This window comes from Paenibacillus litoralis (assembly GCF_046244365.1).
GTDB lineage: Bacteria > Bacillota > Bacilli > Paenibacillales > NBRC-103111 > Paenibacillus_V.
Map to the genome: position 1 here is coordinate 4,256,938 of NZ_CP176395.1, position 14,529 is coordinate 4,271,466.

Annotated in this window: 12 protein-coding genes; 6 read left to right on the forward strand and 6 right to left on the reverse strand. The window is 37.0% G+C overall.

Annotated elements, in window-relative coordinates; all coding sequences use genetic code 11:
* Window positions 1–12 precede the first annotated feature (12 nt).
* From ACKGJP_RS17680 to ACKGJP_RS17690, 3 genes are all read right to left on the reverse strand, one after another.
* Window positions 13–738, reverse strand: a complete 726-nt coding sequence (locus ACKGJP_RS17680) for an Eco29kI family restriction endonuclease (protein WP_409346933.1) — start codon at window positions 736–738, stop codon at window positions 13–15.
* A gap of 24 nt (window positions 739–762) precedes the next feature.
* Window positions 763–1,899 carry a DNA cytosine methyltransferase gene (locus ACKGJP_RS17685; RefSeq protein WP_409346934.1) on the reverse strand — a complete coding sequence of 379 codons (1,137 nt, stop codon included), beginning with the start codon at window positions 1,897–1,899 and terminating at the stop codon, window positions 763–765.
* Window positions 1,900–2,162: 263 nt separating this feature from the next.
* Window positions 2,163–3,479: a hypothetical protein gene (locus ACKGJP_RS17690; protein ID WP_409346935.1), complete on the reverse strand. Its 1,317-nt coding sequence runs from the start codon at window positions 3,477–3,479 to the stop codon at window positions 2,163–2,165.
* A 315-nt stretch (window positions 3,480–3,794) separates the two neighbouring features.
* Here ACKGJP_RS17690 and ACKGJP_RS17695 point away from each other — a divergent pair, with 315 nt between their 5' ends.
* The 3 genes from ACKGJP_RS17695 to ACKGJP_RS17705 all read left to right on the forward strand — a co-directional run bounded on the left by ACKGJP_RS17695 (window position 3,795) and on the right by ACKGJP_RS17705 (window position 6,951).
* Window positions 3,795–4,454 carry a DUF1643 domain-containing protein gene (locus ACKGJP_RS17695; protein ID WP_409346936.1) on the forward strand — a complete coding sequence of 220 codons (660 nt, stop codon included), beginning with the start codon at window positions 3,795–3,797 and terminating at the stop codon, window positions 4,452–4,454.
* A gap of 121 nt (window positions 4,455–4,575) precedes the next feature.
* Window positions 4,576–6,336, forward strand: coding sequence for a DUF262 domain-containing protein (locus ACKGJP_RS17700; RefSeq protein ID WP_409346937.1), 1,761 nt, complete (start codon window positions 4,576–4,578; stop codon window positions 6,334–6,336).
* Window positions 6,337–6,732: 396 nt separating this feature from the next.
* The gene (locus tag ACKGJP_RS17705; protein ID WP_409346938.1) at window positions 6,733–6,951 is read left to right on the forward strand and encodes a hypothetical protein; all 219 of its coding nucleotides are present in this window, start codon (window positions 6,733–6,735) and stop codon (window positions 6,949–6,951) included.
* Window positions 6,952–7,360: 409 nt separating this feature from the next.
* Here ACKGJP_RS17705 and ACKGJP_RS17710 read toward each other — a convergent pair whose 3' ends face one another.
* The 3 genes from ACKGJP_RS17710 to ACKGJP_RS17720 form a co-directional block, all read right to left on the reverse strand.
* Window positions 7,361–8,200, reverse strand: coding sequence for a CPBP family intramembrane glutamic endopeptidase (locus ACKGJP_RS17710; RefSeq protein WP_409346939.1), 840 nt, complete (start codon window positions 8,198–8,200; stop codon window positions 7,361–7,363).
* A 538-nt stretch (window positions 8,201–8,738) separates the two neighbouring features.
* Entirely contained in the window at window positions 8,739–10,391 is a 1,653-nt protein-coding gene (gene recJ / locus ACKGJP_RS17715) for a single-stranded-DNA-specific exonuclease RecJ (protein ID WP_409346940.1), read from the reverse strand.
* Window positions 10,392–10,568: 177 nt separating this feature from the next.
* On the reverse strand, window positions 10,569–10,787 hold the full coding sequence (locus tag ACKGJP_RS17720) for a helix-turn-helix domain-containing protein (RefSeq protein ID WP_409346941.1): 219 nt from the start codon (window positions 10,785–10,787) through the stop codon (window positions 10,569–10,571).
* Window positions 10,788–10,997: 210 nt separating this feature from the next.
* Between ACKGJP_RS17720 and ACKGJP_RS17725 the strand changes: the two genes are divergently transcribed.
* The 3 genes from ACKGJP_RS17725 to ACKGJP_RS17735 all read left to right on the forward strand — a co-directional run bounded on the left by ACKGJP_RS17725 (window position 10,998) and on the right by ACKGJP_RS17735 (window position 14,520).
* A complete protein-coding gene (locus tag ACKGJP_RS17725; RefSeq protein ID WP_409346942.1) occupies window positions 10,998–12,797 on the forward strand; it encodes a TnsD family transposase in 1,800 nt (599 codons plus the stop codon).
* A 116-nt stretch (window positions 12,798–12,913) separates the two neighbouring features.
* Window positions 12,914–13,360: a hypothetical protein gene (locus tag ACKGJP_RS17730; RefSeq protein WP_409346943.1), complete on the forward strand. Its 447-nt coding sequence runs from the start codon at window positions 12,914–12,916 to the stop codon at window positions 13,358–13,360.
* Window positions 13,361–13,746: 386 nt separating this feature from the next.
* Window positions 13,747–14,520, forward strand: a complete 774-nt coding sequence (locus ACKGJP_RS17735; protein ID WP_409346944.1) for a TnsA endonuclease C-terminal domain-containing protein — start codon at window positions 13,747–13,749, stop codon at window positions 14,518–14,520.
* Window positions 14,521–14,529: the final 9 nt, after the last annotated feature.

A 14,529-nucleotide genomic window follows, 5' to 3' on the forward strand; every position in this document is an offset into this window, starting at 1 on the left:
TATGTATTGTTCCTATCTAATTACAAATTGAGTATGTCTGTATAATTTATGCTCAGGATAAAGAATAACCCTTCCGTATAATACTGTTGCCTGCCATTTATCGGCAGGCATTTCATTTATGATGGTTTGTAAAATATATTTAAGATTTGATTGGATCGGAATGTTTATGGAAAAGTCAAGATCTTGTTGATCTCTTGTTTTTTCATATCGCAGAGTGTAGGGTAACTCGCGAGCTAATATTTTTAATAATTCCTTACACTCATAGATTCCTGCTGCTAAAAAAGAGAGGGGAAGATCAACATCGATTGGATATTGTAAATCAAAATCAGCAGGGTCCTGATCATCACGATTTTTACCTGGATCATTACTGCCAAAACCAGAAAAGTTCCATTGAGCGTTATAATGATCGATTAACATTGTTTCAATATCAGCGTTTTTAAAGACGGGGATAGCGACTGCTTTAAAAGTTATAGTGCTTGGGTCGAGGTTTTTTCGATGATTCATATGGATTTGATGGCGTCTGAGCCTCGAATGAAATCCTGCTGTTGAATCAGTTTTGCCAACATACCGTATAACTTGATTTTCAAGTAATAAGTAAACACCATTTTTATTAGGTGGAATTGCTAAAATATTTTCTACCGTTAACGGGGCATCCCCTACGTTAAGAATAAAAGGTGGCAAGTAATCTCTAAATGCTTTTTCAATGTCTAATTCAAACTCATCAAATCCATGTGTCATCGATCTCACTTCTTTCTTGACAGTTTATCCGACATTAAGGACTTTATAAATTTCTTTAGCTACACAATGGGCCAATTGAACAGGAACAGCATTACCAATTTGGCGCATTGCCTCAGTCCAAGCACCTTCAAAAATAATATCATCAGGGAATGTTTGAACGCGTGCGGATTCCCGAATTGTTAAATAGCGATATGTTAAATCAGGATAGGCAATCATATTTTCACCACCAGGCACGCCATGATCACCAGCTTTTAATGTCTTACTCGGTTCATCCAAAAAACTCCCTGTATGTCCTGGGTAGGGTCTTGCGCCAGGTTGAAAAGTATGATTAGCAATATCATTTGCAAGTTCGATACGTGGATCAGGAAGACCCGCAATTGCATCTCGAAGTGTTTGCCAAGCTTTTTTTCTTTGATCATTTGAAAGTTTTTCTAGTCTATCAATAATTTTTTTGTCAGGCATGGCTTGTGTTGGAGCAATTCCTCTTGAAGTCCAATAGTCACCCGTCACCCATTTTGCATGTAAAAGACCTTCTTGAGTGTGGGTAGAAGTCGGAAAGCTCCAATTAGCATCAATATCGCTTCTGAAGCCCACAAAAAATAAACGTTCTCTTCGTTGAGGGATGCCATAATCAGCGGCATTTAATATTCGGGGAGGGATAATCTTGTATTCAGGATTATTTCCACCAGTCCCTGTATGATGTTGTTCCAACCGTTTCAAATGGTCCTGCCAGTCTTCTGAATTTTTGCGCATCAAAGAAGGGTACGTAAGTTGAAGTACCACATATTCTAAGTAGGTCGAAAATGTTTGTCTCGCAAGTCCGCGTACATTTTCAAACATAAAAGCCTTAGGGCGAATTTCTCTAACAGCGCGAATTGCTTCAGGAAACATGTCCCTCGTATCATCCCATGCTTTATGTTTACCCCCAAGGGAAAAAGGTTGACATGGTGGCCCCCCAGCAATAAGTTCAAGGTTTTCTCCAAAATCTGAGTATGATAATTTTCTGACATCAGTCTCAAGGACATTCCACTTGCTGCGATTTCTCCTTAAAGTTGAACAGGCATGAGAATTCCATTCAATTACTGCAATATGTTCAAACCCTGCTTGTTCTGTCCCTAGCGCTAAACCACCAGCTCCAGCGAATAATTCTAAAGCTCTCATGATGCCCTCCTAATTTATACGAGCTATTAGTAAATTATAGGGAATACTTGTTCGATAGTCTACAACTAAATATTTTCAATTATATAAAAAGCCTAATCGCTTAAGTAAGCAATTTGTAAACGAGAGTAAGTGAAGATGAATGAATTTCCATTTGCTATGTACAAGTTATTTTGCACATAACGTAACGGTAGTAGAACAATTCCAAAAAGACTCTCCTTAAGCTGGAGAGTCTTTTATGGGAGAGCAAAGTAATAAGCGTTTTGTCAATCAGTTACAGTTATCATAACTAATACGGCTTTTTCATTATTACCATTGGGGACGATTTTTAGCACATCAACCCCCTTCTTCATTCCTATGATGCGGCCTTGTTTATCCCAATCAAAGAAGTCATTCCTTTCCATGAAAAAATTGTCATAATAATTTGTATCATCTTCTCTAACAAATGTTATTGTTTGACCCACTCGAACTGTAATTGTTTTTTTGATTTGAACGATATCATTACTAGAAATTGAATACGAAACAATAATATCATTAAGACCAAATGGATTTTGAATAGTAACCTTTTGCCCTTCAAACTCTTTTCCATTCCATACATATTTAATCATTCTGTGTGTGGAAAGATCTTGAATAATAAAAGAGCCATCTGTTAATTCAACAATACCTTTATATGTTGATTTATTTAAGTGTGTTAAAAATTTTCCACTAATTTCATCGAAGCCTATAACGTAACTTGTTATCTCCCATGCGCTACCCTCTGAATAATAATTAAGAATAATTCCATTTTTATTATCATCTTTATAGATATTGCCGTATAAAACATCGTATTTTTCAGTTAAGAAAAAGTCATCTGACATTGAAAATCCTAAAATATAATTATCGCTCTTTTGATCATAATAGAATATATATGAATTTACTGTATTTCTAGAGTTATTTATATCTTTACCCGTAACAATAATTGCGGGAATTTGTTTCGTTAACATGACATATTTCTTTTCTTGGGCTTTAAAAGTAGGAGAAACAAAATTTTCAAACTTAAATTCTTGTGGATCTTTTTTTAGTAATTCCACAGCTAGTTTTTTTGCTTTAGAAGTAGCTGGAATTGCCTTGATGTGACTATTCATATCCTCAAATCTACCTTGTTCAAATGCCTCATTCGCCAATTTTGCTTCTTTTTCCCCAGTTTCATTATCGTCAATTTCCTTTTGCAAAGCGGCAACTTTCTCGAAAGCTTTTGTGGTCGCTGAGACATTACTGAGATGCGTTTTTGCTTCTGTATAATTGCCATCAGCAAGGGCATTTTCAACAAGCTTCAACACTTCTGTGCTCTTTTTATTTTCATCTATTTTTTTTCTTAACTCTTCACCTGCCGATTTACTTTTTGATTTAGACGGTATGTTATTAATTTTCAGTAAAGCGCTATCAAAGTCACTGTTTTCAAATGCAGCTTTGGCTAAGGTCAATTCATTTCTTCCTACTTTATTAATATGTTCTTGATAAACAAAATAACTACTGATGCCGATAATAACAAGCAGAATTGATCCAATCCCAATTGCATATTGTCGAAAACTAGGTTTCCCCATGAGTCACCTCGTTTTATTATTAGAATAATCCATTATTACTAAATATTATGGTACACGATTTTGTTTATTCAGTCCAGAAACTTAAATGTAGGGAATAGAAATAAAGGGGGTGTTAGCAAAATGGAGCAGTAGGGGAGGAGGATTTATTGGATACATAATTTTTTATCAGGTGAAATCATTTGAAAAAACGATGATGCGGGGTTACAGATGATTTAAGCTTTAGAAAACTTTCATATAAATACTCAGGTTGCTTTTTTTGCAGCATATAATGAAAATGGTGAAAAAAACGATTCTTTATTCTAATGGGGGGATTACATGTCGAAGTTTAATGAATTCAAATGCTACGGTCATTTTTACAAAATAACAAAAGATAATATGGTTGTAGCCCGTTGCCGTAGTCAGCTTGATATTATCAATGCTGATAAAATGAAATTTGATCATTTAATTGATTCAGTTCCTGATGCACTGAGCATTATGATGAACCCAGGAACATCTAGGCCTGCGGATTCAAATTATATTGAAAAAGAAATAGATTTAGATAATTTTATTACTGAGGAAAAAGAGATTGTTCATACAATTCCCGATGATACGCAGAAGCGTCTCATGAGGGTAATGCAAATCAAAAAGTGGAAACACCTTAGAGTGATCAACCTCTCTGACATTCGTCAACCCGAAAGTCAAAAGTTGTCTGAAGAATTAAAGCAATATAATAAGCACAGTCTTTTGATGGAACATAGCATTTTTTCAGGAGTAAGAAAAAATGAGGTGGATAGCTTATTAAAGAAAATGAAGGGGAAACCAATAATTATTGCTTGGGGGACTCAAAATTGTCTGAACCAATTTGCAAAAGTCTGCTTAACTGTAATCAAAGGGCATATGAGTTATGGCGTGACAGCAAAGAAAAATTATCATTTTCAACACCCGCTTACTACAAAGTTGAGTTGGGTGGATAATATCCTAAAGTTAATGACTTAGTTCTTGACATTCTCCCCAGCTTTCGCTTTGCTTAAGAAGCGGGGATTCCCAATGCTATCCAAGCGGACAGATGAGCGACTACCGTTGCTACCATTCGTTTCTATCCTGGAAGTCTGACAAGATGAAGCGGATCGATAAAAGTGATAGGGGTCTTCATCCAAATGATTGTTGTACTTTAAAAGGAGGATTTATGAAGCTACCTGAGCCGCAATCAAGAACTTTTTCCAGTTTGATCAGTGATATTGAGAAGGGGCAAATCAAGATTCCTCAATTTCAACGTGATTTTGTTTGGGATATTCAAAAATCTGCACAGCTTATGGACAGCATTGTTAAAGGCTATCCGATCGGAACGTTTATATTTTGGAGAACCAAAGAGCGTTTAAGAGCAGTCAGGAATTTTGGGAACCTCTCTTTGCCTAACCCCACCGAAGGTGAGTATATTGATTTTGTGTTGGACGGACAACAAAGGTTAACCAGCCTTTTTGCCAGCTTGAAGGGGGTAAAGATTGAACGGGAAAGTGGAAAGGTTGACGATTACGCCGAGATCTATTTGGATTTGGCTGCTGACGAAGATGATCAAATTGTCGTTTTAGAAAAAATTAATAAAAACCCAGAAGCTATTATACGGCTGACTGACCTGTTATATGGCGGACTCACATTGCTTGCAAATTATCCGTCGCAATATCTCAAGACGATTGAAGAATACAAAAAGAGAATCGAATCGTACAATTATTCAATAGTTCAGATAAAAGAAGCGCCGATAGACATTGCAACAGAGATCTTTACAAGGATCAACGTAGGTGGTAAACCGCTTTCCGTGTTTGAAATCATGATCGCTAAAACATTTGACGCTGAGAAGGACTTCGATCTCTCTGAGAAATATGAAGAACTGATTGAAGAACTTAAGCCGCTCGATTATGAAACATTATCCGATGCAACAGTGTTGCAAACCGTCTCGGTACTCTTAGAAAAGGAATGCCAAAAGAAGGTTATTCTGAAGCTTGAAAAGGATCGTTTTATTTCAGTTTGGGACTCAGTTGTTAAAGCAGTTCATTGTACGGTTGAATATTTTCGAAACTATTACCGCATTCCTGTTTCGCAGTTGCTGCCATATAACGCGTTAATTGTTCCGTTCGCATACTTCTTCTATAAGCATCCTGACAAGCCAACTGGAGATATGCAAAAACACCTCCAGGATTTCTTTTGGAGATGTTCCTTGGCTGGTAGGTACTCATCATCAGTCGAAGCTAAGATCGCGCAGGATGTAAAGCGAATTGACCTAATATTGAAAGGGGAATTGCCGAGATACGATTGGCCCGTGAACACTTCGGAGAAGTTTCTGATCGATAACGGATGGTTCAGCGCGGGTCGCAGTTTTATCAAAGCGATTCTTTGTTTGTATGCGTACCAACAGCCGAAGTCATTTAACGACACTTCCATTGTAAATATTAGTAACTACTACTTAAAACAAGCCAACAGCAAGAACTATCATCATTTCTTTCCCAAAGCATATTTAAAAAAAGTGGGTATTGACGATGGGGAGTACCATGTTAATCACATTTTAAACATAACCATCGTAGATGATTTCTTAAATAAGCGTGAAATACGAGCTCTTGCACCGTCTATATATATGGCGAAGTTTAAAAAAGATAACCCTAACCTCTACGAAACGATGAAAACACATTTGATCAACAACCTCGACGATTTCGGGATTTGGGAAAATGATTATCAAAAGTTTTTTGATGCTAGAGCTACCGCAGTAAGCAAAGAATTGCAAAAGAGAATCATTCCTCAGGAAATTGATAAATCACAATTTGCAATGCTACCTGAGGAAGAGGATATGGAAGACGGAGACGCAGATGAAAGGAATGCACGTGAATAATGTAATTATTAAAGGCTCGTAAAACTCCCCGACCTTCTACTGTATGTCTTGAATCGTGATCGAACGCGGACGGCTTGCACGCGGGAGGCTTCTCGAAATGGCTGCGTTTGAAGTAATATCAATGATTTATATTTATGAATGATTTCGTAAATATTGTTACTATTAGTAAATATTTAGGACGACCCACTTCCAGACTTGGGAAAAAATGATTATAATGTAGGTATCAATACCCAAACGATAGAGTAGGAAGGGGGATACATATGTTGAACAGACTGTTCGGAGGAGCTGCTGGTGGTCTGGTTGGCGGTACAGCAGGTTCCGCAATTCTAACGGGCATTGGTCTTGTCACACTCGGACCTGTTGGAGCTGCTATCGGGTTTGGAGTTGGGGCAATCGGTGGGACTGCTGGTGGCACTATGGCTGGCAACGCAATCGCAAAAAAAGTCGGAGGGAGCAAGTAAAATGAGCAATTGGGATAAATTCCAAAAGGGTGCATCTAAAGGCTTTGACGAGTTTATTGAAGTAGCAAAGGGCAACAAAGGCCTGGATGACGCTATGAGAGATATTAAAGACCACTTTGAAAAAGACGATAACAGCAACGACAAAAACAAATAATCCGTTTTTCGAAACCCAATCCAAAGGATTGGGTTTTGTTGTTTAAAGCTAGATTCAACCTCCGAACAGTAGTCGATCCGACTCGTCGACCGATTGCTTTATAAAGAACTCCGATCTAGACTTTCTGGTTTCCACCCAAGAACAGAAGAGATGATCGAGGCTACGATTAAAGGGAATTGGGATGAATATCGTCATGACCTGGTCTTTCACCTATCGCCGCGACGCAGAAGATAATTCGTGAAATAGGGAACTCCTTAGAAATAAAATTGAAAAAGAGGGCGCTCTATTAATTTTGACGGTATCAAAAAAAATATGATATCGATCAAATGATTACGGGGAATTAAATACAACAATTACGCACTTTACTAATGAAGAGAGTAAGGTGTTTGGGTATTTCTGGACAAAAAAACTAATATAAACTAAATAATTGTTCAATCAGTATGTGATTTGAACGGGAAAATGTATTAAATGCAGCATGTGATAACATTGCCGCTAAAAAGCCCCAACGTAAGAATAATACAGAATTTATTACTCCACCTACAAAATATAGGTAAAACGTCTTGTAGTCTGGTCCGTGAGCTAAGGAAAACATAATTGAGACGAGTATTATCCACACAAGGAGATAGCTAAACTTCTTTTCGATATAAAAGCCCATGTAAATGTTATCTATTATTCTTCTTAATTGTATTTGAATTTTAGAGTCTTTATTTGTTTTGAATTCTTGAACGTCTATTTTTTTGTTCAATCTTAGATTTGATAAAAAAATAAAAAGCAATGTATAAGGTAAAAATCTAAATATGAATTCTTCTGTAAAACCTGGAAATAAACCAAGGAACAAAAAATCTAATGACTCGGGAAAGTAATTCAAGTCAGATGTATATTGGTGCTTACCCACACCTATCATTTCATTACCAAACATCAAAGGTATAAATCTGCTTAGATCAATTAATAAATTTTCAGTTACTCCTATTATTATCGAAAAAATTATGACTTTATATTTATGAGAGTTTTTTAAAAATTGATCAAAAAAATGCTTTCGTATATCAGGAAATAACAATAGAAAGTAAATAGTTAATAAAAAAGGTTGAATGTCAAGAGAAAAGATATTATCCACATCTAATTTCAAATTAAAAGCAACATTCACTGACAGCAATACGAAAATCATGCTTGTTTCTAATAATATAAAAAGAACAATTTTAAACAAATAGTTAATTATTTTTGGTTTTCTTACGAAAATATACTTCGCCATAGTTCACCCCGTATTAAATGAACTTGTACAAAGTATTCTGGATAATCGATGTTTATTCCAATCGTTAAAAAATATGGATTTAAACAAATTTGGGATGTAACGCTTTGCATAGAAAACGAGCCTTTCTTAATAATCCTAGGCTCTACAAATAATTTAAAAGGGGGTCGAGTTTCCCCGACCCCTCAGGTGCAAAAGATGTCTTAGCGGATTTTTAGTTTTTGTTTATTTTGCTCAACGGGTGAACAAATAAACTAAGTACGCGATCGTAATAAAACGATCGACGATAGCTAAAAACACAGGTGATTTGCTGCTTCTTTTCATACCTACACCTGTGGCAAGCGGGAAAAACCCCCATGTAATTACCACGTAATAACTGTACCAGATGCAGACGAGGCAAAACAATCAAAAAAGTCCAATCCAATTGGGCTTTTTTTGCTAAAAATTTCTCTGTTCACATTAGAAACGGGGAAAGGTGGAAAGTATTTTTGCCGATTATTGGCTAACCTTCACTTGATTTAATTTCAGATCTATCTCCCCCTTATTTTTCAAGCATTCGTATATCCTCAATTATAAAATTTTTTTGCCAATACGAATTCGGGCTGTATAGAAAATCATACATTCCATTATTGTTGTCTTTGAACAAATTAGCCCGTCCAAAAAGTAATGCGTGTTTACCCGACAATAATAATTTTGCGTGTTGTTTCTGGCGGCCGAAATATTCGATATAATCGGCGGTGACATTTTGTGCCCGAAAAATCGGCTTCTCGTTTCCTATACCAAAAGGTTCCATTAGTGTCGAACAATCCTCAAAAATCTCATTGGATAATTTCTTTAGCGGAATTTCTCCATCAAAATATTTTATTGGATCAATTGTGGGTTCCAGCTCTGCTGATTTTTGCACTTCAGCAGTAAATTGATCTAACACGTTTATGTCTACTGTCAGACCAGCAGCAGCTTGATGACCTCCATATGCTTTCAACAATTGAGAGCATCTCGAAATGGTGTTTGCAATTGAAAAGTTTGAATTTTGAACGCTTCTGCAAGAACCCTTTCCTGCTGCGGTAATTACGATAGAGGGTTTATGGTACTTTTCGGATATCATGGCGGCGAGAATTCCAATAAGCCCCTCGGGATAATCCCCACATACTGTAATTACCTTATGTTTGTTCAATCCCTGAATACTAATCGACTTATCCAACAACTGAAAACATTCTTGGGTCATTCTTTTTCGCTCATTGTTCTGTTCAATAAAACGCTGAAACTCATCGATTTGAGGTTCGTTATTGATCAGGGCACGCAATGCATCGTTGGGATCGCCGATGCGGCCGCAGGAATTGAATATCGGAGCAATAAGAAAGGAAAGCGTGGAGCTATCGATAGCAGACAGCCGAAGTAACTGGAAGAGCCGCCGTAAATGTGCTGACGGATTTGCATTCATTTTAGACAAACCGAGCTTGGTGATCACCCTATTTTCGCCAGTAAGCGGCATTAAATCGGCAATCGTACCGAGAGTGGCGAGCTCGATAAAATCCCAGGCGTGTGTGATCCATTCATGTCTGTCGCTTGCTTCAAATAGTGCTTGAACTAACTTAAAAGCAACTCCAGCTCCCGCTAAAGATGAATTGGGATATTCATTGTCATATCTTTTTGGATTGATAAAGGCATAACACATAGGATATAAGCCATTGATCTCATGATGATCAGTGACAATCACATCAATCCCCTTTGATGCAGCATATCGAAGAGCGTCGTGTGCATTTGATCCATTGTCGACAGTGATGATTAAGGAGGGGGTGCTTACCTCCATTCTTTCAATCGCATTTATCGTAATTCCATAACCGTCTTTACGGGTAGGGAGCAGAGATGTTACTTCGGCGTTGAAAAAACGTAGCCCTTTATAGAGCAAAGTTGCCGAAGTAATTCCATCGACATCGTAATCACCGTAAATCACAATTTTTTCTTGATTTTTTAGTGCGCGGATAATTCTAATGACCGCTTTCTTCATATCGTTTAGCAAAAACGGGTTATGCAAATCTGTGATCGAAGGATATGCGTATTTGCTAAATGCATCCTCGTTGCATATGCCTCTTGAAAAAAGCAACTTTGTCGTAAGCGGCTCAACGTAAAAAGCGCTTGAGTAATATGATAACGCATGTGCCGAATAATTTTGTGGCTTCTCTATCCATTTCATACGAAATCACCTCGATTGTCCATCTATATCCATTTGGGAATTCTTCCAAACGTCTCTAATCAAAAAAGATGGAAATGAAGGGAAGCATTAAAATGAAGTAGAGCCGAAAATCGATAAGCCAATGGGTCATATCTCCTATTGGATAACCAGTTAGTATACATTATTTTTTCATTTGAATTACTTAAAGAAATTTTTCGATTCGTCTTCTTCGTAAAGATCTGTCATTTGGATTTTTAAAACGGAACAAAGTCGAGGAAGAAACTCTGGTTTCAGCTTTCCATTTTCATTTTCAAGTTTGCTTAGATAATTAGCTGATACATCTAATTCGTCGCCCAATTCTTGCAAGGTTAATCCTTTTCTTATTCGATAATATCGAAGATTAGTTCCGAATGACACGTGAAAACCTCCTTCAAGAATAAGCAATTTAACCAATCGGGTATAATTATCAGATAATTTGTAAATAACTTAATAAGGTTTTATACCATAATGTTACAGCACCATAAAGCTTGTGGCTATATGGGAATATCGATGATTTGGGATGGACGTGTAAATTATGTTTACGGTTAACTTTAAAACCGCAAATGCGTCAAGAGGGAGACTATAAAAATGCTTGGATTATTTCCAGCACCATACCCTGATGAGCTGCTATATAGCGTAATTGCCAGATACCATACCTGGTCGCGAAATAAACATTTCTCAAACACAATTGAAGATGTATTCGGGAAAATTAAATTGGCCGCAATTGTCGACTTCCCAACTGGATTAAAGAACATTTGCGAACGTTTACCCCATGGAACAGCTATTAATCATTATGATTTAATTCAAAACAACAGTCTTTTCCCATTATTTCGCCCGTTTCTGCCAGAGGATCGGGTGAACAAGCTGGAAAAATTTCTTGCTGAGGGTGGCGAAAACGGGAAAAAAATTCACGCATCAATTGGTTTTGGTAGTCCATTTCAAATTTTTTCAAAACACCTTCGTTATTGTCCAGAATGCTTGATGGACGATCGGAATAAGTATGGCGAAGTTTACTGGCATAGAAGCCATCAAATTAATGCTGTAACTTTGTGTCATAGGCATTTGGTTCCATTAATCGAAAGCCAGATTAAATTCAGAGAAAGACAGCATAAATATAGTTTTAATGATTTGAATTGGATTAGAACGGATCAAATAACGCCAGCTATACAAATGGATTTCTTGGATCATGATCGTACATTAGCGCGCGCTGTTTTTTGGTTGTTAAATAATCAAGTTCCATTGAAAGGGCCAAATGCTTTGAAAAATTTATATTTGAATCGTTTCAAAGAAGCGGGGTTTGCCACTACGTCTGGAAATGTGCGATTACGCCGCCTTATTAACGAATTTATTCTTTACTTCGGCGAACAATTCCTACTTAGGATAAACTGTGAAGTGCAATATGATAATGATAATTTATGGTTAAAATCCTTCGTCCATAACAAGAAAAAAACTAACGGACCAGTGCAACATATTTTGGTGATGCAATTTCTCGGATACACTCCACAACAATTTTTCCAGAGCAAAAGCCAATTCCTTCCGTTTGGCGAAGCCCCGTGGCCATGTCTGAATCCCGCTGCCAACCATTATTTAAAACATGTGGTGAAAAGGTGCGATTGTAAAACAAATCGTTTCAATAATGGTCTGCCGCTTGGTACATTTTATTGCGAATGTGGATTTGTCTACACTAGGTTGGCAGAAGAAAATTGCTCAAACAGCCAATATCAATATCGAGATGTTAGAAGCTTTGGGCATGTTTGGATCAAAGAGGTTCACAGACTAAAAAAACAAGAAAATATGAGTATTGGCAAAATTGCGAAAAAGCTTAACGCCGATTATTCTACTGTCAAAAAATATCTCCAAATAAAGGGGGGAGATATCGATAAGGAAGCTCATATTTGTTACAGGAAGGAAACGCATAAGGAACGATATTCAGAAGATTTCAAAAACTCGCAGCGGAGCGCCTGGATTGAACAGAAAAAACTTTCACCTGAAATATCAAAAACCGCGCTTTGTTGCGCATTGCCAAGAGTATATAGGTGGTTGTTAAAAAATGATAGCGAGTGGTTGTATGCCAATTCGCCAATGCTTCGAAGCAGAAAAAAATATTATTCAATAAAATTAGATTGGAGTGCCCGAGATGAAGAAATACTAAAAAAAGTCAAGATTGCAGCAGAAGAATTGCTAAGTCATCCAGAAAAACCAAAAAGAATTACTATTCACGCTATTGGTTACAAAATTGGCGCCGCTCATTTATTAAGTAAGAAACTAAACAAGCTGCCAAAAACAATGAAATATATTATCGGAATAGTGGAAAGCGTTGAACAATTTCAAATTAGAAAAATTAAACACACGATCTTTGAGGCTGCGGCGGGAACGTCGATTTTATAAATACATTTTTAGAAAACTTTTAAATAAGCATCTAATTGAATAAAATTCACTCACTTCGACTATTACTGGTACTAAAAAGAGTGGATTAAATGTATACAAACAGAGTTAGGCTATATATGGAGAATCAATCAACAGAACAGAGAGATATATTTCTCGATAAGTTTTTAAAAATACTTCGTTATAAAAACAGAAAGAATTACATGCAAAAAAAAGATGCCGTAAACATTATTAATCGGTTTTTAGAAAAGAAGACCGTCTCGACAGAAAACTTTGAAGCAATATTGTTAACAATTGACGATACGACGCGTTTTGGCTCAATCGAAGTGCTGAAAGGGAACGATCCCAAAGCGGCGAGCAATTGGCGCGATATTATTGCTTTAGTCGCCAAAGATTATGTTCCGCCAATGCAGATCAGAAGTCATTTAGACGATGTTGCCCTTCTCACGGAGATAACCTTTTTGTTTCACAATATGATTGAATTTTGTTCTCACCCTGATCGGGAAACTTTTGTAACAAGACTTTATGACTTTAACAGGTTCTTACAAATGAAAAAGGATGGTTAAAAAGACGGGTTTTAAAACCGTCTTTTTGTTTTTTTGTAGGGTTTATAAACCTATGGAAAAATATATAGATGTTTCGTTAGCAAATTTTTTATGCAAAAAAACAAAATTCGGAAAATAAAAAAACAAAAGAAAACATGTATATATTGCATTTAAAGCTAATTTATGTATGAAATTATTGGTTCTGGAATTGCACATTGGCCGTCGATAGAATGGGAACAGTAACAGGGCTCGTCGCTAAATCACAGGCATGTGAAAAATCTGAAAATTGTAACCGAATGGTGAATTTTTTTCACGAATACTGGGAATAAAAGGTAATATGAAGTTTTGGAAAGGGACTGATTCGTTTGAGAAGAAGCCACGGAATTGTAAAATCGCGGATAGATATAATGAAAAACCGAGGCCGCGGACAAGGGGTTGGTAGCGGGTATAAACCATGGACAACAGTGCGCGATGGTTTTACTCTTGGCTTTTCACATCGGGTAAAAGGGTGGAAAACTAGAAGGCTGCACCATTTTCTTTCAAATTTGGAACTGTCATTTTTTTATCTGTTGGAGTGGTCGGAAAAAGTGATGGATATTCGTGAAAAGTATCCGTTGTTGCCAATTGATAATACGGTTGACGTCGCGCGCCGATTTCAATTAACGCATCCCTTTGATAACAAAACTGGGGAACCTGTTGTCCTGACTACCGATTTTCTGGTGGAGATAAAACTGGATCATGGAACGAAACTTATAGCGTTTTCGGTCAAATATGAGAAAAGTAAAACTTCAAGTAAAGTGAGAACGTTTTTGGAACGCACATATTGGCATGAAAAAGGTATTGAGTTTAGGGTGATTACTGAAAACGATATACCAAGGACGTCAATGAGAAATATTGAACGGCTTCATCCCACGAAAGATGTGACATTTGCTCCTCGGGGAGCTGCCGATCGAATGGCCGAAATTGAAAGTGTTCTGTATTCGAAAATGCACAAATCTGATACTGCGTGGGCAAATGCTTGCAGGGAGACAGATGAAAAATTGGGACTAGATGTTGGCACTTCGCTATGGGCGGTCAAGCATTTGATTGCTAACCGATATTGGCTTATAGATATAACGCGCAAGCTTGACACCGCAGAGCCGCTTTCATTTGAGAGAAATCAAAATCTCTTTCATCAATAATTTGGAGTG

Bases quoted from the DNA above. Each gene is read 5' to 3' on its own strand.
- ACKGJP_RS17680 (WP_409346933.1), bottom strand. From the start codon at position 738: ATGACACATGGATTTGATGAGTTTGAATTAGACATTGAAAAAGCATTT.
- ACKGJP_RS17685 (WP_409346934.1), bottom strand. From the start codon at position 1,899: ATGAGAGCTTTAGAATTATTCGCTGGAGCTGGTGGTTTAGCGCTAGGG.
- ACKGJP_RS17690 (WP_409346935.1), bottom strand. From the start codon at position 3,479: ATGGGGAAACCTAGTTTTCGACAATATGCAATTGGGATTGGATCAATT.
- ACKGJP_RS17695 (WP_409346936.1), top strand. From the start codon at position 3,795: ATGTCGAAGTTTAATGAATTCAAATGCTACGGTCATTTTTACAAAATA.
- ACKGJP_RS17700 (WP_409346937.1), top strand. From the start codon at position 4,576: ATGAAGCGGATCGATAAAAGTGATAGGGGTCTTCATCCAAATGATTGT.
- ACKGJP_RS17710 (WP_409346939.1), bottom strand. From the start codon at position 8,200: ATGGCGAAGTATATTTTCGTAAGAAAACCAAAAATAATTAACTATTTG.
- recJ (WP_409346940.1), bottom strand. From the start codon at position 10,391: ATGAAATGGATAGAGAAGCCACAAAATTATTCGGCACATGCGTTATCA.
- ACKGJP_RS17725 (WP_409346942.1), top strand. From the start codon at position 10,998: ATGCTTGGATTATTTCCAGCACCATACCCTGATGAGCTGCTATATAGC.
- ACKGJP_RS17730 (WP_409346943.1), top strand. From the start codon at position 12,914: ATGGAGAATCAATCAACAGAACAGAGAGATATATTTCTCGATAAGTTT.
- ACKGJP_RS17735 (WP_409346944.1), top strand. From the start codon at position 13,747: ATGAAAAACCGAGGCCGCGGACAAGGGGTTGGTAGCGGGTATAAACCA.